The sequence below is a fragment of the Bacillus infantis genome (assembly GCF_020171945.1).
GTDB lineage: Bacteria > Bacillota > Bacilli > Bacillales > Cytobacillaceae > Bacillus_AB > Bacillus_AB infantis_A.
Genome location: NZ_JAIVAP010000003.1, coordinates 24,130 through 45,066 on the forward strand (window position 1 = coordinate 24,130; position 20,937 = coordinate 45,066).

17 protein-coding genes are annotated in these 20,937 nt (G+C 47.7%); 8 read left to right on the forward strand and 9 right to left on the reverse strand.

Going from position 1 to position 20,937, the window contains the following annotated elements; translation table 11 throughout:
- Window positions 1-49 precede the first annotated feature (49 nt).
- The 8 genes from LCM00_RS24750 to LCM00_RS07005 form a co-directional block, all read right to left on the reverse strand.
- A complete protein-coding gene (locus LCM00_RS24750; protein ID WP_318247596.1) occupies window positions 50-1,489 on the reverse strand; it encodes a TerD family protein in 1,440 nt (479 codons plus the stop codon).
- A gap of 223 nt (window positions 1,490-1,712) precedes the next feature.
- A complete protein-coding gene (locus LCM00_RS06975; protein ID WP_224899402.1) occupies window positions 1,713-1,928 on the reverse strand; it encodes a hypothetical protein in 216 nt (71 codons plus the stop codon).
- Window positions 1,929-2,416: 488 nt separating this feature from the next.
- The gene (locus LCM00_RS06980) at window positions 2,417-3,247 is read right to left on the reverse strand and encodes an aldo/keto reductase (RefSeq protein ID WP_224899405.1); all 831 of its coding nucleotides are present in this window, start codon (window positions 3,245-3,247) and stop codon (window positions 2,417-2,419) included.
- Window positions 3,248-3,327: 80 nt separating this feature from the next.
- Window positions 3,328-3,996 (reverse strand): P-II family nitrogen regulator, encoded by a 669-nt coding sequence (locus tag LCM00_RS06985; RefSeq protein WP_224899408.1) that lies wholly within the window; start codon window positions 3,994-3,996, stop codon window positions 3,328-3,330.
- Entirely contained in the window at window positions 3,997-4,722 is a 726-nt protein-coding gene (locus LCM00_RS06990) for a DUF1538 domain-containing protein (protein WP_224899412.1), read from the reverse strand. It lies immediately after the preceding gene.
- A complete protein-coding gene (locus LCM00_RS06995) occupies window positions 4,719-5,411 on the reverse strand; it encodes a DUF1538 domain-containing protein (RefSeq protein ID WP_224899415.1) in 693 nt (230 codons plus the stop codon). The genes LCM00_RS06990 and LCM00_RS06995 overlap by 4 nt, the downstream gene beginning before the upstream one ends.
- 157 nt (window positions 5,412-5,568) lie before the next feature.
- Window positions 5,569-6,210 carry a spore coat protein gene (locus tag LCM00_RS07000; RefSeq protein WP_224899418.1) on the reverse strand — a complete coding sequence of 214 codons (642 nt, stop codon included), beginning with the start codon at window positions 6,208-6,210 and terminating at the stop codon, window positions 5,569-5,571.
- A gap of 131 nt (window positions 6,211-6,341) precedes the next feature.
- Window positions 6,342-6,944, reverse strand: coding sequence for a DNA-3-methyladenine glycosylase (locus tag LCM00_RS07005; protein ID WP_224899421.1), 603 nt, complete (start codon window positions 6,942-6,944; stop codon window positions 6,342-6,344).
- A 166-nt stretch (window positions 6,945-7,110) separates the two neighbouring features.
- On the opposite strand from LCM00_RS07005, the gene proC reads away from it, so the two are divergent.
- Together proC and LCM00_RS07015 are read left to right on the forward strand one after the other, a co-directional pair.
- A complete protein-coding gene (gene proC, locus LCM00_RS07010) occupies window positions 7,111-7,935 on the forward strand; it encodes a pyrroline-5-carboxylate reductase (RefSeq protein ID WP_224899422.1) in 825 nt (274 codons plus the stop codon).
- Window positions 7,932-8,444: a GNAT family N-acetyltransferase gene (locus LCM00_RS07015; RefSeq protein ID WP_224899423.1), complete on the forward strand. Its 513-nt coding sequence runs from the start codon at window positions 7,932-7,934 to the stop codon at window positions 8,442-8,444. Before proC ends, LCM00_RS07015 begins: the two co-directional genes overlap by 4 nt.
- Window positions 8,445-8,453: 9 nt before the next feature.
- Here the strand turns inward: LCM00_RS07015 and LCM00_RS07020 are convergent, their stop codons facing one another.
- Entirely contained in the window at window positions 8,454-9,740 is a 1,287-nt protein-coding gene (locus LCM00_RS07020) for an ATP-binding protein (RefSeq protein ID WP_224899424.1), read from the reverse strand.
- Between the two features lie 633 nt (window positions 9,741-10,373).
- Here LCM00_RS07020 and LCM00_RS07025 point away from each other — a divergent pair.
- The 6 genes from LCM00_RS07025 to LCM00_RS07050 are packed head-to-tail and all read left to right on the forward strand — an operon-like array spanning window position 10,374 to window position 20,927.
- Window positions 10,374-11,993, forward strand: coding sequence for a diguanylate cyclase (locus tag LCM00_RS07025; RefSeq protein ID WP_224899425.1), 1,620 nt, complete (start codon window positions 10,374-10,376; stop codon window positions 11,991-11,993).
- On the forward strand, window positions 11,993-13,039 hold the full coding sequence (locus LCM00_RS07030; protein ID WP_224899426.1) for a HEAT repeat domain-containing protein: 1,047 nt from the start codon (window positions 11,993-11,995) through the stop codon (window positions 13,037-13,039). Before LCM00_RS07025 ends, LCM00_RS07030 begins: the two co-directional genes overlap by 1 nt.
- Window positions 13,039-14,451 (forward strand): glycosyltransferase family 2 protein, encoded by a 1,413-nt coding sequence (locus LCM00_RS07035; RefSeq protein WP_224899427.1) that lies wholly within the window; start codon window positions 13,039-13,041, stop codon window positions 14,449-14,451. The genes LCM00_RS07030 and LCM00_RS07035 overlap by 1 nt, the downstream gene beginning before the upstream one ends.
- Window positions 14,448-17,702, forward strand: a complete 3,255-nt coding sequence (locus LCM00_RS07040; RefSeq protein ID WP_224899428.1) for a hypothetical protein — start codon at window positions 14,448-14,450, stop codon at window positions 17,700-17,702. The genes LCM00_RS07035 and LCM00_RS07040 overlap by 4 nt, the downstream gene beginning before the upstream one ends.
- The gene (locus tag LCM00_RS07045) at window positions 17,699-18,067 is read left to right on the forward strand and encodes a response regulator transcription factor (RefSeq protein WP_224899429.1); all 369 of its coding nucleotides are present in this window, start codon (window positions 17,699-17,701) and stop codon (window positions 18,065-18,067) included. Before LCM00_RS07040 ends, LCM00_RS07045 begins: the two co-directional genes overlap by 4 nt.
- The gene (locus tag LCM00_RS07050) at window positions 18,057-20,927 is read left to right on the forward strand and encodes an ATP-binding protein (protein ID WP_224899431.1); all 2,871 of its coding nucleotides are present in this window, start codon (window positions 18,057-18,059) and stop codon (window positions 20,925-20,927) included. The genes LCM00_RS07045 and LCM00_RS07050 overlap by 11 nt, the downstream gene beginning before the upstream one ends.
- Window positions 20,928-20,937 lie beyond the last annotated feature (10 nt).

Below are 20,937 nucleotides of genomic sequence, written 5' to 3' on the forward strand. Positions count from 1 at the left end.
AATTAAAGGAAAAAAATGCAGCCTGACCGGTAAGATCAGGCTGCATTTATTAAGATAGGAATTCTGCAGGGTTAAGTCCGAGCTCACGGCAGATATCACTGACTGCCTGCTGCTCATTCGGGTCAAAATGTCCGTCTGCAAAGCCGATCGCAATGCAATAGCGGGCCACAAGCCTGGCGATTTCCGGTTTCGTCCGTATCCTGCCAAGCGCCCTGAATGCCTCTGCCCTGCCGATTGAAGGATCGCGTTCAATCTTCTGGACGTACAGGTTGAACTGCTGGATGACTTTCTGCGTATCAAATACCCGAAGCTCATCACTCTGATTGACGAATTCAAGCATTTTCTGGCGTTCTGCCGGATCCAGCCTTCCATCAGCCATAGCTACAAGTGCACATGCTGCTACGACTGCTTCAAGAACGTCCTGGCTCTTGAATCGGTTAAAGAGTTCCTGTGCTTTTCTTTTTTGCTGATTGGCCCATTCCGCGTAATCGGTCTGGGATGGAGACCATGCATTGCCGCAGCTGTTACAGGTAAACTTCAGCTGTTTTTTTCCAATGAAGCCGCCCAATAATCCGACAGGCCCGAGGATCAGGCCGCCAATTGCCGCTTTGCCGAGGCCGAAGCCCTTTTCGCCGGTGCGTACATTTGTGGAACGGCAGCGCGGGCAGGCAATTTCTTCTCCCCCATATGCCTGTGAGGAAGGGTAGGAAGGCTGACCGTAGGAAGGAGCCGAATACGAAGCTTGCGGCTGTGCCTGCTGATAGCTTCCTGAGCTATAGGTCTGCTGAGGGCTTACTGTGTTATAGCCCTGCTGATAATTTTGGCCTGCAGGTGCCTGCTGTGAATAATTCTGCTGGTAAGTCTGGGTTTGCCCGAAAGGCTGATTGCCATGTGAAGGCTGCGGAGCAGGCTCGTCATCCACCGTCACGCCGAAGTTGCGGCAGAGTGCAGCCAGGCCGCCCTGAAAGCCGCTGGCGATGGCATTAAATTTCCATTCTCCATTATGCCTGTAAAGCTCTGCTGCGACGATGGCCGTTTCAACGGTGAAATCCCTGCCAAGGTTAAAGCGGATAAGCTCTTCGTTATTTTGTTCATTGAAAATCCGTACATAAGCATTTTCAATATGGCCGAAGTTCTGCTGTTTTGACTGGGCGTCGTGAATGGTAATCGTAAATGCAACCCGGTGGATTGAATCCGGGACCCTCCGCAGGTCGATCCGGATTTGTTCATCATCGTGATTCCCCGCACCTGTACGGTTATCGCCGCTGTACAGGATAGAGCCATTCCCGCCGTTAGGGTTATTATAAAATACAAAATCGAGGTCACTATGTACTTTTCCTGATGCGCCTAATAAGAAAGCAGATGCGTCCAAATCATAGTTGGATCCCTGCCGGCTGATATCCCAGCCTAATCCAACAACAACATTTTGAAGCCCGGGATGGTTCTTGGTCAGATCGACCTTCTGCCCTTTGCTGAGCGTCACTCCCATAATTTCACTCCTTCTTTTCCAGGACCGGCGTAAAGCCGTCACTTGATAGAATTATATATTCCCAATATAACACAGTTCTTAAAGCGGTTTACAGCTTTGGCTGTGCGGACAGGGGTCTTTTTATAATACGGGTCAAGGAAGGAAAAGTTTCAGGGGGAGGGGGCTCCTTCCATGAAAAAAGCAGCTTCCCTCATTGGGAGCTGCCTCTTGATTTGGTCATTTATTATCTATCGACGTAAGCCGGGCCTGAATGGTCCTGGCGGGTATTTCCTTGGTCAGAATTCAAAAAAGGGAGCTTTGATTTGATTTTGCTGATATTGTCTTCACCGACTGTAGACTTCACCTTATTCATAACCTTATCCCTAGATTCCTTGTTCCTGAACACATACGCAAGTGCACCCAGTGCCACTACCCCGGTCAGGGAATTTCTTTTGCTCATGGATTTAGTCCTCCTTAGGTTTGATATTATTCAATTCCCTTTGCAGGAGGAGATAAACAGTTATATTTTGCTAACTGGGTGAGCAGGGGGGGAATGTTATTATGGGGGCTGCTGATTTCCGTTCCAGGCACTTCGCTTTCCGCGGGGCGGAGTTGAGCCTCCTCTTCGCTGTGCTCCTGTGGGGTCTCAACTCTTCCGCTATTTCCCGCAGGACTTTGAATACGCTTCTCAGACCTAACATCGCACGAAGAAAATGCGCATGCACTTTATGAGGAGTCTGCGTGCCTTGCACTCCAATCAACAGGGTTTTTAAAATTAGTTGGGCAATATTTCACCAGCAATAATGTGGGCTGTTGATTTCCGTTCCAGGCATTGCAATCAACAGGGGTATTGAAATCAATACTGCTGTGAATAACCGCAGCATCTGTAGGATGGTAAAATAAAAAGGGGTACAGAATAAAATCATTCCATACCCCTTTTGCATATTATTAGAAATTGAAGTTATCAGGATCGGCACCGACGCGCTCGTTTTTGTTGAGGGCATCGATTTTTTCCATGTCTTCTGAGGAAAGCTCAAAATCGAAGATATCTGCATTTTCAATGATGCGGTGTTCTTTGACTGATTTCGGGATGGTGATGACCTCATTTTGCAGGTCCCAGCGCAGGATGATCTGGGCAGGGGACTTTTTGTGCTTTTCGGCAATCTCTGTAATGACAGGCTCATCCAGGAGCTGTCCCTGCTTAAGAGGGGACCAGGCTTCAAGCTGGATTCCTTTTTGTTTGCAGAATTCGCGGAGCTCAAGCTGTGCCAGATGCGGGTGGTATTCAACCTGGTTGACCATCGGCACGATTTCCGCTGTTTCAAGCAGATCCTCCAGATGGTGTACATGGAAGTTGCTGACCCCGATTGCACGGACTCTGCCATCTTTATAAAGCTTTTCAAGGGCTCTCCAAGTGTCTTTATACTTGCCTTTGACAGGCCAGTGGATCAGGTACAGATCGACATACTCCAAGCCAAGCTTTGAAAGGCTTTCGTCGAATGCCGCCAAGGTAGAGTCATAGCCCTGCTCAGAGTTCCAGACCTTTGTCGTAATGAATAGCTCTTCGCGCTGGGCACCAGATTCTTTGATAGCCTGTCCCACACCTTCTTCGTTGCCATAGATGGCTGCGGTGTCAATGCTCTTGTAGCCGTTCTTGATGGCTGCTTTAACTGAATCGATTACTTCAGTTCCTTCCTGGACCTTGAAAACTCCAAGTCCGAACCAGGGCATTTCCACTCCATTATGTAGCTTTGTTGTGTCCTGCAAGCTTTTTGGCATATTGTTACCTCCCAGAAAATTAATTGCCTCTATATTTTCTCACAAATGTGGATATCTACTATATTGATATGCTCAGAAATTTAATGATTGATGCCAGCCACCCTATCGACATCAAGGATAAAGGAAATCCCGTTGCCAGGTACATTCAGCTCGACTGCATCGCAGATTGCCTGGAATACTTCCTGTGTCCGGCCCCGATGGATGATGGTCAGCACAATCTCTTTTTCAGGCTCGATCAGCATATTGAATAAAGTGGCTTTTTCATTGATGCCGATCCCTCTGCCGGAAATGATGGTTGCCCCGTCAGCGCCGGCATCTTTTGAGGAGTTTACAATTTTTTCCGCTTCCGAGCTTTTCACAATGGTCACAATCAAATCGTATTCTTTATCGGCTGGCTTCATATTGGCCGCTCCTTCCTCTGCTTCTGCATCAGCGGGACTTTCCGGGGATTGGACGCCGATGAATCCGCTAATATTGATAAGTAATCCAAGCCCTGTACCGGGCCTTTCAAAATGGAGATGGCTGCTGACTTCTGCAATGACGTCTTCAGCAGATTCTTCCTTGATCAGCATGAGGATGACTTCTTTCTCATGGTTGATCTCCATTCCGAGAAATGAGGTTTTCTCATTTTTTCCGATACCTCTTGCATATACAGTTGCCGCAGCAGCAAGCCCGCATCCCCTGGCAAGCCGGACGGCTTTTTTTGCAGTGCCTTTTTTTACAATGGCGATGAAAAGCTTGTAGATCATTTAAGAAGCACCTTCCTTCCTCTTGAACAGGAGGCCGAGGATCAGGACAGCCAGGATCGGTATGAGGGCGACCAGGGCGATCAGGCCAAAGCCATCTGTCAGGGGATCACGCCCCTCAGTTACTGCGGCAGCGCCCACTGCCAATGACAGGATGAAAGTGACGGTCATCGGCCCTGTAGCGACACCGCCCGAATCGAAGGCGATGCTTACAAAGCTGCTGTTGGAAAAATAAATCAGGATCAGCACGAGGGCATATCCCGGGGCAAGATAGTACCAGAGAGAGAAACCGTGATGGATGCGGAGCATGGCAAGGGCAATGGACAGACCGACACCCGCCGAAAGGGTGATAAGCATGATTTTTTCTGAGATGTAGCCTGATGTTACTTTTTCAACTTGTTTGTTTAATATTTTTACAGCTGGTTCTGCCAATGTAGTGACAAATCCGAGTACAAATCCGATTGGAATTATGATCCAGGAGTATGGAAGATTGCCCAGCTTCTTTCCCATTTCCTCCCCGATCGGCATAAAGCCTAGATGAACTCCGTGAAGGAAGAATGCCAGTCCTGCAAAGGCAGACAGAAAACCGGCAAGGATCTGAATGACCTTCTGTTTCTTTAATTTCAAAAAAAACACCTGAAATATGATGAAGCAAAGAAGAAGGGGAGCAAGGGCCAAGGCAACCTCTGACATGGTGCCGCCAAAACCGTGAAATAGCTTGTCCATCATTCAAAGATCCCTCCCAGCAGCAGCACGGCCAGGATCGGCCCGATGGAAGCAAGGCCGACAAGACCAAATGAATCGCCTGAAGATTGTTTGTTCCGGAAAACCTGTGCCACGCCTACTCCGAGCGCCAAAATGAAGGGAACGGCAAGCGGCCCTGTCGTTACACCTCCTGCATCAAATGAAATTGGCACAAAGGAGGGAGGGGAGAAGAAGCTGACAATAAACACGATGGCATAGCCGGCAATCAAAATGGCGGTGACAGGAATCTTATAAATTGTCCTGATCATGGCAAGGGCCACAAAAAGGCCGACTCCTGCAGCTACGGACAATATGAGGGAGACGGATGATATCTTCCCTCCTGATACCTGGTCAACCTGTGTGGACAGTACTCTGACGTCAGGCTCGGCAAGTGTGACGGCAATTCCAAGGATGAAGCCTGTTAGGATGATGACCCACGCTTTATTTGACTTTGGAAGGATCTTCCCAATCATTTCACCTATAGGAAGGAGGCCGATATTGACGCCGATGAGGAAGAACATCAAACCCAGGATGACAAAGAGCAGACCAAAGAGGAATGGAAGAAAGTCCTTGAAAGGCAGTTGGATCAGGACAAGCTGCAGCAGGATGACTGCAGCAGAGACGGGAAGGATGGCAAGCAATGTTTCTTTGATGGATTCTTTAATTTCTTTCACACGGAGCGCCGCCTTTTTTAAAATTTTTTTTGGGTTTTGATTTCTGCTTTTTTACCCAGTTTTTTAAATTAAGTAACAGCCGGCTTCAAAAAAATATTTTTCGATAGCTGAAGGGAAAAAAAGAAATGCAGGCACCCCATTGGGGCGCCTGCAGTGGTTATTGCAGGGTATTCTGCTGGTTCATCATCTGCTGTCCGCCTGCCTGGGTATAGCTTCCAAGCAGCTGTTCTGTATCCTGCGGCGCCAGCTGGGGAACCTGGTAATAATGCTTCTGGTTCTGGTAGAGGAACAGCTCGTAAGCCATTTCTGCATAATTTGGAACACTATCAGCAAGCACACGCCTTACGACTGGATTTGTACACTCCAATGCGGCCATTGACAGCTGGGAGGCTGCACCTTTCATTAAAGCAAGCAGGTAGCCTGAATAGCATTGGTCGCCAATCTCGGAAGCTGACTGCTTTGGTGCAGCAGGCTGTGTTGGCTGGAGACCGTAGATGACGTCATGCGTTTCGCCCATCATATAGGTTGTAGTCGGGACAGCCGGCTTTTGGCCGGTGGTGAAGCAGTCAACCATGGTGTTGTATTGGGTGATCATGTACTGCCTCTGGCGGTTTGCGATTTCCTTAAGCTGCGGATCCTGGATTTGGCCGCTGAACATAAGGTATTGATCGATAGCCGCTACTGTGCTGGAAAGGACCTCTTTCATATCCAGCATCTCGTGTCCGCCATGATTCATATGTGCCGGGATTTGTTCATTTGTGTTCATTCCTGACTGTCCTTGCTGGTTAAACTGCTGCATCTGACTACCCCCAGTTTGTAATTTTTCCCCTCATGAAAGGCTGTGATGGTGAAGACCGTACATAACTATTGTGGTTATCCCGGAGGACAATCATGCGGGGCAGATGCAGCTAAAAAAGGAATAAACATCCATCATGAGGATTCTATCTGATGGCGGGAAACATATGGGCTGCCTTTTACCCAAAAGCGCCACGGATAGTCCTTTGCTTCGCCGGAATTATCAATTCCAATCCTTTTTCCTTTAGCTATCTCAGCAGGGGCATAGCCTTCAGCAAGAATGAGGGGAGGCTCCGTAAAGAGGCGTCCATAATCCTCCATAGTGACGCCAAGGGCTTTCGTAAGCTTCCCGGGTCCGTTGGTCAGATTCTTTAAATTATCCATCTTTCTCCGCTCTTTCATCAGGGAAATTCCTTCAGCAGGTTCAATGGCCCTGATGAGAACAGCCTCCGGTTTATCCTTTTCAGCGCTGACGACATTTAACAGGCAGTGGGTGTGCATAAGGTATGTGTAGGCGAGTCCCGGGCCGGCGTACATGACTTCAGTCCGCTTGGTCCGGCGGTTATTAAAGCTATGTGCGGCCTTGTCTTCGGGGCCTTTATAGGCTTCTGTTTCTACAATATATCCAGCGGCTGTACCATCAGGTGTTTCCTTTATCAATAGACAGCCAAGAAGAGCCCGGGCAAGTTCAATGGTCGGCTGTGTGTAAAATTCGGCCGGCAGTGGTGTCCTATCCATAATGATTCAACGCTCCTTCAATTAATGCTGGAGATAGAATTTGCTGCACAGTTAAGCGCGGAGCATTCCCATTTTACCCTCTAACACCCTGATATAACCTGAAGTTGGAATTGAAGCAGGCAAGGAAGTATAATATAGGGAGCAAATTATGTAGGGAAGTGGAAAAGTGAATAAGAAGATTGGTTTTATAGGGTGCGGAAAAATGGCCCAGGCAATCATCGGGGGAATGCTGAAATCAGGGATTGCCCGGCCGGATGATATAGTGGCAAGTGCAAGGACGGAGAGTACTCTTGCCAATGTTAAAAATACATATGATATTCAAGTGACCCTTGATAATAAGAGAGCAGCTGAACAGGCTGATTTTTTATTTCTGGCAGTAAAGCCTGATGTTCATAAGGAAGTGATTGAGGAAATCAAGGGGAGCGTTTCTGATGATACTATCATCATCACAATAGCAGCAGGAATCAGCCTTGCCTTTCTTGAGTCTGCTTTCGGCAGGGAAATAAAAGCAATTCGTTCTATGCCCAATACCCCGTCGCTTGCCGGAGAGGGGATGAGCGCCCTGGCTGCCTGCAGGCAGGTGAGTGAAAGTGAACGGAGGAAAGCTGCTGAACTTTTTGAAAGCTTCGGGAAGGCAGAGTTTATTGAGGAAAATCTGATGGACAGTATCCCTGCCATCAGCGGCTCTTCGCCTGCTTATGTGTATATGTTCATTGAAGCCCTTGCTGACGGCGGTGTCCTTCAGGGGCTGCCAAGGGAAACTTCGTACCGGCTGGCAGCCCAGGCAGTGCTTGGTGCAGCCAAGATGGTGCTTGAGACAGGCAAGCATCCGGGAGAATTGAAAGATCAAGTGTGCACGCCAGGGGGAGCCACCATTGAAGCAGTAGCTGAGCTGGAAAAACGCAGCTTCAGATCGTCGGTCATTTCGGCCATGCAAAGCTGCACCAGCAAATCAAAACAGCTGGCAAAAAGCCAGGCGGAACAGTCATGATTATCAGGGCAGAGCAGGAAGCTGATTATAGCAGAGCAGAACAGGTCCACAGGCTTGCTTTCAACCGTGAAAATGAAGCCGCCCTTGTCAGAGCCATCCGAAGATCGAGGGAGTATATTCCTGAATTATCGCTAACAGCGGAAGATGGAGAAGATATCGTGGGCCATATCATGTTCAGCAAAGCGGTTATTGATACAGGGAAAGGGGAGGTGCCTGCCTTGGCGCTTGCCCCGGTTGCTGTCATCCCCCAGCGGCAAAATGAAGGGATAGGATCCCTTCTTATAAGAAAAGGTTTGAAACAGGCGGAACTTCAGGGCTATGCCCATGCCGTTGTTTTGGGGCATCCCGATTATTATCCGAGGTTTGGATTCCGGCCTTCTGCAGTTTTTGGGATTTTTCCGCCTTTTCCTGTACCGGAAGAGGTATTTATGGCTATAGAACTTAAGGAAAGCTCCTTAGCAGGAATCAGCGGGACGGTAAAGTACCCGCCATCATTTGATCATGTGTAAGAACAGCTGTTAATCAGGACATTTTTCAGCAGGGAGCAGGATGGTAAAGGAAGTGCCTTTATTCAGCATGCTTTCTGCTTTTATTTTTCCGCCCATGCCCTCAATGATCCGAAAGACCACCATCATTCCAAGCCCCGTTCCTTTCCCTTCTTTTGTTGAAAAGTACGGTTCCCCCAGCCTGCTGAGCTGCCCTGATGTCATCCCCTTGCCTGTATCAGAAATCCGGAGCGCGGCTTTGTCGTCCTGCAGCTTTGCCGATATAGAGAGGACTCCTCCGCCAGGCATTGCTTCAATGGCATTTTTGAACAGGTTGAGCAGGCATTGCTGAACCTTTGCATCTTCACCTTTAATATATAATTCTTCCTCTGTATCGCAATAGATCTCCACGGAATGAGCATTCCCGTAAGGTGTGATCAGTTCAACCGCTTTTCTGATTTCCCCTTCTAAAGAAAAACATGAATTTGCTTCAGAGTGCGGCTTGGCAAATGTAAGGTAGTCACTGATGATCACTTCCGCCCTGTTCAGCTCTTCAAGGGCTGTGTCTAAATAATAGGAACGTTTTCCCCCGCCTGGTTCTTCTTCCTCTTCTTCTTTTAATAACTGGAGAAATCCTTTCGTTACGGTCAAGGGATTTCTTACTTCATGGCTGATGCTGGCAGCCAGGTGGGAAACGACCTCCATTTTTTCTGTCTTCATTATCGCCCTGTTCAGCTGCTGGTTCTGTACGATCAGCTCGATGGTGTAGGCTGCCAAAAATGCCCCGACCGTCTGAGTGACCGTATAGATAACAACGAATTCCAGGCATTCCGCCATGCCAGCTCTAAATAGCAAGAGCAGGAAAGCTGCGATAGATAATAGAAAAGACAGGAATGAAACGGTAAGCAGCTTTCCCCGTGTGTCCATGGCGATGAAGGCAGGGTGAAGCTTATATACAATAAAGGCGGCAATCAGCCCTGTGAAAATATTATAGGCAGCTCCGATCCCTCCGAGGGGAATGCGGATAAAGATGACAAAAATGAGCAGGGCGAGGGTGACTCTGGGACCTCCGTATAATCCCCCCAGCAAGAATGGGATCCATCGCAGGTCAAAAATGAAGCTGCTGTTCATCTTGACTGAACTGACCAGGCACAGGGAAGCAGTAATGATGCTGATGCCGGCAATAATATACTCGCGGTGGCGCAGAAAAAGCGATTGAAGGCGGCTGGCAAAAAGGAGCTGGAAAGAAAGCATGACGATAAGTATGATCAGCAGGTTGAAAAGAAGGTCTTTAATATGCTCCATTGCTTCGTCCTCCATTTTTTTATCTTTGATTACTGTCTAGCAGCTGCTCCTACCCCTCGAGGTCACAAGCCAATCCTCCCAAAAAAGCAAAGAACGCCTTTCCGGGAGGATCGTCTTGTCTTGAGGCCCCCAGGGCGGGGGTCATGCAGATGTTGCCACAGGACGTGGCGTTCTTAGTCTGCGTTCCTTTAGGGAGCAAGGCGCTTGCGCTTTTCTTAGTTATATATTCCTAATTTTACAAATACCTGTCCAAATCGACAATATCATCTTTTTGACAAATAACCGCTTTTAGCGACAGATTCGGACATGGTAATAATGGTAATAATCTACCATTTTTCCAGGTCAGCATATTGACGTCTGCATCTTATTTGATTTTTCGGTATACTCAAAGCAAATGAATAAAATATATATTGACTTAATATGACAGGAATCATATATTTTAATTGGCTTGCTATTCTGTGTTTCGACAGAAAATGCAAGGGGGTATTTTAAGAATATAGAACACTGTGATCAGCGGTTGTTATTTGGGTACTGTAAACCGCTTGGAAAAAGTAGTGCAGCCGGCCAATTTATCAATGATGGCTGGTTTTTATTTTGGCCGGGGCCTCTGCTTCCTGGCTGATGCTTAGGATGAAAGAGGTGCTTATAATGAAGCTTGATAAATATAAAACTTTATTGTTTCAAAAGATTAAGAATCAAATGACTCTGTGGTTTGAACAGGAAGCGGAAACTCCTGTGAATAACGAAGATGTCTACCGGTTCCTTCACTCCATCAAAGGGACAGCAGGAACCCTTCAGCTTGTCGGACTCCACCAGGTGGCAGGCAAACTGATGGACCAGGTGGAAAAGAGCAGTGAAAAAATATGGGAGAACCGGGAACTGCGTGACTTTTTATATGAACTCATGGGCCTGAGCTATGAGTATGAACATTTCCAAAGGGAAGAGGAGAAACAAAGTCTTCCAAGGGATGAAAATATGCCATTGATCCAGGTGATCGATGATGATGTCTCCATGCTGATCCTCCTTAAAGATGCACTGGAAAGCAAGGGCTGGATGGTGATGGCCAATACCGAGCCTGAAAAAGCTGTCGACCAATTCTTTGATATGAATCCCGACTGCCTCATCATTGATGTTAATCTTCCTGGCAAAAGCGGGTTCCATGTGCTTGAGGACATCCAGAAGCATTCAAATAAAAAGTTTATTCCAAAGCTGATGATCAGCATAATGAATGACAGAGAAACGAGGATCAAGGCTTACAGGCTGGGGGCGGATGATTTTATTTCCAAACCCATTGACCTGGAGGAATTCCTTATAAGGGTAGAGCGGCACTTGGAGAGGAAACAGATATTTGATCAGTCTGTCCTTATTGATGAACTGACGCAGGTATACAACCGCAGGTTCCTGAAGGATTCTCTTAAGCGGTATTTGAAGGAGCTTGAACGGAACAATCAGTATTTTTCTATCGCCGTTCTTGATCTGGACCATTTCAAGCAAGTGAATGATAAGTACGGCCATCCGGCAGGAGACCGCATCCTGTCTGAGTTTGCCCAGTATTTGAAGGATCATGTCAGGATAGGCGATATTGTGTTCCGTTATGGAGGGGAGGAGTTCATCCTGCTGCTTCCCCGCACAAATGACCGTGACAGCAAGGAGGTCGTCTTAAGGCTTCTTTCCGGCTTCTCAAGCCGAACCTTCATAGAAGGAGGGGAGGAATTGAAAATGACCTTCTCGGCCGGTGTATATATGGTCCATGATCCTTCTTCTACTGTGGCAGAAGCAATCAAGACGGCTGACCAGGCTTTATATGAAGCAAAACGGAACGGCCGGGCCAGGGTGGAAAGTGCAAATAAATTGATCGGCGGCCGTACAAGGAAGGTTCTGAATGTATCTGTCATTGATGATGATGCAATCATCAGGACCATGCTGATGAAAATCCTGCAATCCATGGAATTCGAACACACCAGCCTGGATATCCAGGTATATGAGGATGGACAAAAGTTCCTTCAATCCGGCCGTATGGAGCAGAAAGGGGAGCACTTCCTTATTTTGGACGGAATCATGCCTGTTATGGACGGAACTGAAGTTCTCCAGAAGGTGAAGGAAAACCGGAATGCAAGCCGGGTCCATGTTTTGATGCTGACAGGCAGAAAAACGGAATACGATATTGCCAGGGCACTGAAGCTGGGGGCAGATGATTATGTGACAAAGCCGTTCAGCATCACTGAGCTGCAGGCAAGAATCCAGCGGCTGATCCAGAGGATGTCGTAATGAGACTCGATCAGGAACTGTTTTTTCTCGCTGCAGCGGCCCTTTCCATTACAGGAATATTGACAGTCATACTGGTGTATCTCGTGATTAGAAAAGGATTCGAAATTTCAGCAAGGCGGAAGGTTGAAAATTGGAAGCAAAAGCTGAACCTTCCGCTGTTTTCTTTTTTATATGAAGGGAAGCAGCTGGAGGAAGCTGCCCTGGCCGACCGGGCAAGCCTGCTGGCTGCTGAGGAGCTCCTTGGTCATTATGCGGATATCCTTGAAGGGGAGCAGGAAAGGAAAAATCTTTCCTTTTTTGCAGAGTCCTATCTCCGCGGCCATTATGCCAAAGGACTCCAAAGCCGAAGGTGGAGTACGCGGATAAATTCGCTTTATCATATAGAGGATTTCCATTTGAAAAGTCTGGAGGGGGACGTTCTTCGGATTGCCAAAAGCGAGGACAGCACCTCCTCCGAAAAGGTTCAGGCCTTCAAAATCCTGGCTGATTTCCAGAGTGAGAAGCTGTCCGTGCTGCTGGAGTCCCACAGCTTGCCGTTCTCTGAATTCGATCTCAGGAATATTTTAATGCGGCTCGATGGCAAAAGTTTTGACCGGTTTGTTGAAGGCTTCAGAACTTCTCCTGAAAGGCTGCAGCTTGCTGTATTGGATGTGATTGCTGTCAACAAGCAGCTTGGTTATCTTCATTTTGTGGAAGAGGTATTCATGTCGGAGACGGGGGAAATGAGGCTCCGGGCATTGAAGGCATTGGCTTCAATAGGATATACAGAGAATATAGCCCCTTATGAAGAACTCGCTGAATCTTCCAGCTGGCAGGAGCGGATGCTTGCCGCCAAGCTTTTCGGCAGCATAAAAGACGAAGGGCTGCTCCCAAGGCTGGCAGAAATGCTGCACGATCCTTCCTGGTATGTAAGGTCACAGGCGGGCCAGTCTATTTTGGCTTTCTCAAAGGGAAAAGAGATATTGAAGAAAGTGATTGTTGATTCGCATGATCCTTATGCCAGGGATATGGCTTGGGAATGGATGCAAAAAGGAGAGCTGCGCTGATGCTGGCAGATTTATGGGGAAATGCAGCTTTGTTTTTTGGCTGGTTCATTGCTGTTTATATGGTGATTGTCATCGTTTTTTACACAGTTGTTCTTGTTATTTCGATGGTTCAGCTGCGCAGGGAATACCGTCTTAAGCGCGACCGGATCTATGAGGAATATATGAGTGAGATTTATACAAAGCCTGTTTCCATCATAGTCCCTGCCTATAATGAAGAAGCAGGGATCATCCAGAGTGTCAGGTCACTTCTGAGCATCAGCTATCCTGAATATGAAATCCTCGTTGTGAATGACGGATCCAAGGACGGAACACTGGAGAAAATGATCGGCCACTATGAAATGAAGAAAGTGGACAAGGCTGTCAGAAAGCAGATTGAAACAAAGGAAATCAAAGGGATTTACCAGTCGCGCCTGCTGCCCAACCTATATATGATCGATAAGGAGAATGGAGGAAAAGCCGATGCGCTCAACGCCGGCTTGAATATTTCCCATTATCCTTATATCTGTTCCCTTGACGGGGATTCTGTCCTGGAGCATGATGCGTTCCTTAAAGTGATGAAGCCGATCATTGATTCCAATGAAGAGGTGATTGCATCCGGCGGAAGCATCCGGATTGCCAATGGCTGTGAAATCAAGGATGGAAACCTGCTGAAGGTAGGGCTTGCCAGGGAACCGTTCGTCATCATGCAGATCATTGAATATTTAAGGGCTTTTCTAATGGGCCGTATCGGACTGAGCCGTCATAACCTGCTGCTGATCATTTCGGGTGCATTCGGCGTTTTTTCAAAACGCTGGGTCCTTGAGGCAGGCGGATACAGAACGGATACTGTCGGCGAGGATATGGAGCTTGTCGTCAGGATGCATCGGCTTATAAAAGAAAAAGGGCTGAAGAAGCGGATCGTCTATGTCCCGGACCCGGTCTGCTGGACGGAAGTGCCGGAAAGCGCGACTTTCCTGAGGAAGCAGAGGGGGCGGTGGCACAGGGGACTGTTCGAAAGCCTATGGACTCACCGGAAGCTGACCTTTAATCCTAAATATGGGGCGATCGGGTTCATTTCCTTCCCGTATTTCTGGATAGTCGAATTTTTTGGTCCCATTGTGGAGCTGCTTGGCTATGCCTATGTAGTGCTGTCACTGTTCTTTGGGGGAATTTATCTGGAGTTTGCCATTCTGATCTTCCTGCTTTCCTGCCTCTACGGTTCAATCTTTTCGATGGCAGCGGTCTTGCTTGAGGAATGGAGCCTGCGCAAATACCCGAAGGTGTCTGATTTGCTGAAGCTGTTCTTCTACTCCCTGACAGAAACCTTATGGTATCGCCCTTTAACGGTATTCTGGAGATGCGAGGGCATCTGGAAGCTGATCAGGGGAGATAAGAGCTGGGGAGAAATGAAACGAAAAGGTGTGTCTGAATGAAAAAACTGTTTACGAAATCACAGGCTGCCGTGTTCGGTGTGGTCATCATCATCCTTTTGCTCCTTACAAGTCCTTTCTGGCTTTGGCAGCTCACACCGGAAAAAAAGCTCGAGGCACTGATCATTGATAAAACGGTGCCTGATGAAACCTACCGGGAGCATAAAGGCCTTGTCTGGATTTTGAATAATGGAAAATGGCAGAGAAGAAATGGCGAACCATATGAAGTGAAGAGCGACTACAGCGGATTCAAGCCGCTTGGTGAAGATGAATATAAGGTAAAGCCTATTCCGCAAAACCTGGAAAAATATGATCTCTTTTATCTTGCTGACCAATACGGTGTTTACGAAGAGGAGTTTTTCGGCAGCAACAGTCTTGGCGAAAGATCGGACAGCATCTATGGAGGACTTCAGTCTGAAGAGGCTGACAGGCTCCGGGAGGCCCTGATAAATTCAGAAGGGAAGACGCTTATAGCCGAATTCAATACCTTTGCCGATCCGACCGATGATGATGCCCGTGAGAAAATCACTGCGCTTTTAAATATCAGCTGGAGCGGCTGGATTGGCAGATATTTTCCTGATTTATCATCTAATGAAGTCCCTGTCTGGGTAAAGGAACAGGAAAAAAGCTGGGATTATGAAGGCCCTGGCCTTGTACTGGTCAACAAAGACAATCATATTGCTGTATTCGGCGAAGAGGACCTCGAGGGAGAAGGCGCACTTTTCAGCTACACGGATGCAGGGGAAAAGGAGCTGGATATAAAAGGGGAGGCCCGCTATTCATACTGGTTTGATATCGTGGAAGCCAATGATCAAGAGGAAGTGCTGGCAACCTATAAGCTTCCCCTTAAAAAGGAAGCAGAAAAAGAACTGGAGGGCTATGGGATCCCATCTGTCATTCCGGCAGTCATCCAGCATGTGAATGCAAAGTATTCTTCCTATTATTTTGCAGGAGATTTTGCGGATGAAGCGGAGGTTCCAGGTATTTACCAAACCAAGGGGCTGGATATCTGGAAGGGTAAATTCAGCTCCCGTCATTCTTTCTACTGGAATACGTATGTCCCTATGATGAAACGAATCCTGGAAAGGGGCACTGGCCTGCACAGAAAGCAGGAAAAGACGGAAATTGCCGAGCAGGATGGAATCAAAACGAACAGCAGGACCGGAAGCGAGTATATTCAAGTCCTTAAAGACGGCAAGTGGGAAGACCTCCTGATTAAAGGCGTTAACATGGGCATAGCGAAGCCAGGCTCATTCCCAGGGGAAACAGCGATTACGAAAGACGAATATCTTCGCTGGTTCAAGGCAATAGGTGCCATGAACAGCAATGCCGTCCGTGTTTATACCCTCCATCCGCCCGGTTTCTATGAAGCTTTTTACGAATATAATCAAACTGCTGAACACCCGCTGTATTTATTCCATGGGGCATGGGTGAACGAAGAGAACCTTGTCAGCGAACAAAATGCATATAGCAGACTTGTAACAGATGATTTTAAAACTGAATTGAAGCATATGGTGGATATTGTCCACGGAAACGCAAGCCTGCCGGAACGGCCTGGCCATGCGTCTGGGGAATATAAGTATGATATATCGGAGTATGTGCTGGGATTCATGATCGGGATCGAGTGGGATCCTGAAGCAGTATTACAGACAAATGCCAGCAATGTAGGGAAGGGGTCTTTTTCCGGGAAATATTTTGAAACCGAAAGTGCTTCCCCGTTCGAAGGCTGGATCGCCCGGATGATGGATTACACGGCAGAATATGAATCAGGGCAATATGGCTGGCAGCATACGATGAGCTTTACAAACTGGGTGACCACCGATCTCCTGGACCATCCGGCCGAGCCTTCTGAGGATGAAGATAAAGCGGTCGTGGATCCGAACCATATCCTGCCTGCTGATGGCTTTAAAGCCGGGATGTTTGCATCCTACCATATTTACCCTTACTATCCTGATTTCCTGAACTATGAAAAGAAGTATGTGGATTATATAGATTCGCAGGGCGAAAAAAATAACTATGCCGGATATCTGAATGATTTGAAGAAGGTCCACTCTATGCCTGTCCTTGTGGCTGAGTTCGGCGTTCCTGCCTCAAGGGGAATGACTCATGAAAATGTAGACGGGATGGACCAGGGACATCATTCTGAAGAAGAGCAGGGGAAGATAAACAAACGCCTCTTCGAATCGATTATTGATGAAGGCTATGCCGGCGGCCTGGTATTTACATGGCAGGATGAGTGGTTCAAGCGGACGTGGAATACGATGGATTATGACAATCCGGACAGGCGGCCGTTCTGGTCCAATATGCAGACAAATGAACAGCACTTTGGGCTGCTGGCATTTGAACCCGGGAAATATGAAGCTGGCATCTATCCGGATGGTCTGACAGGGGATTGGGATAAGCTTGGTGCAGAGCCCCTCTTTAAAAGCAGCCAAAAAGAAGATGCAATAAAGGCTTTATATGCGGCATCCAATGAAGAATATCTTTATCTCCGCCTCGACTACAGCAGGCCGCTGGACTGGGGAAGGGACAGCACATATCTGCTGCTTGATACTATCAAGGATCAGGGGCAAAGAACCGTCCCGCTTGGAAAGGAAGCTGAAGCTGCTGCCGATTTCGGGGTCGATTATTCTATTAATCTCACAGGGGAAGACACGTCGAATATGATGGTAGACAGCTATTATGACACTTTCTACTATCAGTATGGAGAGCTGCTGAATTTGATTCCGGAAAGGCCTTATGCAGCTCAAAAGGATAACGGGATCTTCCATCCGATCAGATTGGCTTTGAATAAAGAGCTGACGATTCCATCAACCGGGGAAATCCTTCCCTTTTCTTCTTATGAAACGGGAAAGCTTATGTTTGGCAATGCCAATCCGGAAAGTGAAGATTTCAACTCCCTGACCGATATTAGTATAAGTGATGATAAGAAAATGCTGGAGCTGAGGATTCCATGGCTGCTTCTGAATGTAAAGGACCCAAGCAGCCGGGAAATACAGGGGGACCTTTGGGAGTCCGGCCTATCAGGCAGCAGCATCATCGACTCTATTACTATAAGTGCAGCCGTCACAGAAAATGGAGAATTGGCGGGCACCGCCCCGGCAATGACTGATGGAGTCATAAAGGAAGAAGACTCTTTCACGTACTCCTGGAAAGGCTGGGAGGAGCCGCAATACCATGAAAGGCTGAAGCAGTCCTACTGGATCATGAAGGATGCATTCAGTGAAGCAGCTGCTGGAGGAGGAACAGAATGAACAGAATTTTACTGGCAGAAGATGAAGATATACTGAGAATGCTGATTGTGGATACGCTGGAAGACGGCGATTTCGAAGTGGATGAAGCAGCAGATGGGCAGGAGGCGCTGGATTTATTCCAGTCCGGGAAATACAGCCTCCTGATCATTGACTATATGATGCCGGTATACACGGGGCTTGAGGTCATTGAAAAGATAAGGGCCAATAGTGAAAAGAATCATGTCAAGATTCTCATGCTGTCCGCGAAAAGCCAGCAGTTTGAGCAGGACAGAGTGCTGGAGGCCGGGGCGGATTATTTTATGGCCAAGCCGTTCAGCCCGCTTGAGCTCCTTGAAAAGGTAGAGGAAATATTGAATGAAAATTAATGAATATTTTAAAAAGAGCCTGTCAAGGCAGTTTGCCGGATTGATGGGTGTTTTCATCCTTTTTTTCATAGCCGGCACGATTGCTCTTGTTGTCCTGCAGCAGAGTCTCAGCGACTCTTATAATGAAAAGCGGGCCGAACTTGTACAGAAGGAAGGGCTGGTTCAGGAAATTGACAGCACCTTCAACCGTGTATTCTTTGACGTAAGAGGCTATTTGGCTTTTGACAACGATGATATGAGGATCAGCGCGCAGTCCAAGCAGCCGGAGCTGAGGAAGATGGGCAAGCAGCTTGATGAGCTTGCCGTCTCCCTGGAAGATAAGGCATATGCGAGGGAAGTAAGAGAGTTCATAGACTACTATTTTATTGAAAAGCTTCCCGTAACTGTAAACTATTTTGAGACTGGAAGAATAGAAGAAGTCAAGAAAGTGGCAAGCACGGGAGCGACTGCAAGGGTGAACACATTTCAGGATGATTCGCGGAACTACCTTAATGGTATAAACGACCAGCTTAATGAAGAAGCAGCAGGCCTGATGAAAAAGCAATCGTATATCCAGATGGGCTTTGTCTTCTTCAGCTTTGTCATCCTTGTCCTTTTGGCCCGGATCACCCGGGTAATGTTCCGGAGAGTCGGGCAGCCGCTTGCTGACTTTGCAGCTGCTGCCAATGAGATTGCAGCGGGGCGGGAAGCAGAGATAACCGTCGAATCCAGCCGGGAAGATGAACTGGGTGCATTATCGGTCGCTTTCCAGAAGATGGTCTGGAGTGTGCAGGACAAAGAACAGGACCTGACTGCCCAGAATGAAGAGCTGCTGGCACAACAGGATGAGCTCCAGGCTCAGCAGACTGAGCTTGAGGAAATGCTTGAAGCTTTGCGCGAGAACGAGCTGAAGCTGAAGCGGAGGAATGACTTGACGAACGGAATTTCCGGTTCCCTGGATCTTCAGAGCATCCTCGACAGCATTGTGGTCAATATGTGCGGAGTCATCAGTGCGGATAGAGGGATGATCGGGCTTCTGAACACCAGGGCTTCAGCGTCTTACGCCATTTCAGCAGCCGGTGTGGAGCAGTTTATGAACCATATTGAAAACGGTCTTCATGAAAGGCTGATCTTGACTAAGAAGTCCTTTGCCATAAAGCGGGAGCTGCTGGCTGAAGAAAAAGGTTATCATGAGGCAGCGTCCTACAGCTATGATTTATATCTCCCTGTCATTTCCTCAAAGGATGAGGTCATTGCAGTGATGCTGTTCAGCCGCTTCGGATCACCTTTTTCGGAAAAACAGATGGACGAATATGAAGCATTGTCCAGACAGGTAGGAATCAGCCTGGATAACATCAGCTTATATAACCAATCGGAAGAAGAGAGGAAGCTGAACAGAGATATCCTGAATACAGTCCAGGAGGGCATCCAGATGGTGAGCCGTTCCGGATCCATCCTGCAGGCGAACCGCCAGCTGGAAGAGATGTTCGCCTGCCCGGGTGCAGCGGGAAGACTGGAAAATCTCCCATGGGAAATCTGGTCGGCAGAAATGGCAAATAAGGTCGAGGAGCCTGATGAATTCTTGGCTTTCCTTCAAAATGCGGTTCATAGTGACAGCTGTGAGATGGAGAGCATCATCTATAAAATGAAGCAAACGGGGCAGGTCATCAAGATGTACTGTGAAGGCCTCGGGCAGGATAATGAAAGGATCGGCACTGTGCTGGTGCATCGCGATATAACAAAAGAATTTGAAGTCGATCAAATGAAATCCGAGTTTGTGAGCACTGTCAGCCATGAGCTGCGCACACCGCTCGCGAGCATCCTCGGCTTCACCGAACTGATGCTGAACAGGGAACTTAAGCCGGATAAGCAGAAAAAGTATTTGACGACAATCTATAATGAAGCCAGGAGACTGACTTCCCTCATCAATGATTTCCTTGATGTCCAGCGGATGGAAGCCGGAAAACAGACATATGAGAAGAAATATCTCAGACTACTGCCGATCATTGAGCAGGTTATAGAAAAACAGCAGATCAATACAGATGTCCACAAGATAAAAATTGATGACCGCTCTGCAGGAAATGATGTTATCCTGGGAGATAAGAGCAAGGTGGAGCAGGTATTCACCAATCTGATCTCCAATGCTGTCAAATATTCTCCAGGCGGCGGGGATATTATCATCAGGCTCTATCAGGAAGATAAGTCTGTTTTGGCAGAAGTGGAAGATGAGGGGCTCGGTATACCGGAGGATGCGCTTGATAAACTGTTCACCAAATTCTACCGTGTGGATAATTCCGACAGGAGAAGGATCGGCGGAACAGGACTTGGGCTCTCGATTGTCCAGGAAATCATGAAGGCGCACAGCGGCAGCATTGCTGTTGCTTCAAGTTATGGAAAAGGAAGCATCTTCACACTCTCATTCCCTCTGATTGAAACTGCTGAGGAACCAGGGGCTATATCAGTCCCGAAAGCTTCTGCAGAAGGCTACCGCGTTATGGTAGTGGAAGATGACCAAAGCCTGGCGGAACTGATCATCCAGGAGCTGTCTGACAGCGGGTTCCAGGTGGTTCATTATAAAAAGGGACAGGAAGCTTTGGATTTCCTTGCCCGCCATACACCTGATGCGATCGTGCTTGATATCATGCTGGAGGAAGAACAGGTGGATGGCTGGAGGGTCATGGAGCAGATGAAGGAAAATGACAGGCTTAAAAACATACCCATCATTGTTTCCACGGCTCTTGATGAAAAAGAAAAAGGCTTCTCGCTTGGCGCGAACGATTACTTGGTCAAGCCTTATAAGCCGAGCCAGCTGTCCAGGGCAATCATGCAGACTCTCCTCAAAATCGGCAAGGTTGGGCAGATTCTCATCCCTGAAAAATAAGAACAGACGA